Origin of the sequence: Acinetobacter sp. AKBS16 (assembly GCF_002899995.1) — a bacterium.
GTDB classification, from domain to species: Bacteria; Pseudomonadota; Gammaproteobacteria; order Pseudomonadales; family Moraxellaceae; genus Acinetobacter; species Acinetobacter baumannii.
In genome coordinates, this window is record NZ_POYH01000110.1 from 1 (window position 1) to 273 (window position 273).

A 273-nucleotide genomic window follows, 5' to 3' on the forward strand; every position below is an offset into this window, starting at 1 on the left:
TATCCATTAAAACTCTTACTCAGTATTGCAAAGATTGCTCGTAGTACTTATTTCTATCACATGAAAGCTGTACGCTCTAATGACAAATATACTGAGTTAAAACAGCAGATTAAGTCCATATATCACAAGCATAAGGAATGCTATGGCTATCGTAGAATTACTCTTGCCCTGAAAAGTACAGGAATAATAATCAACCATAAATGTGTATATCGCCTTATGAAAACCATGGGAATTAAATCACGTATCAGAGCATTGAAATATCGCTCATATAAA

Annotated in this window: 1 protein-coding gene; it reads left to right on the forward strand. The window is 33.3% G+C overall.

From position 1 onward, the window contains the following. Window positions 1-273: IS3 family transposase (locus tag C1642_RS20155; RefSeq protein WP_146035363.1), on the forward strand; the 273-nt coding region annotated here is incomplete at both ends.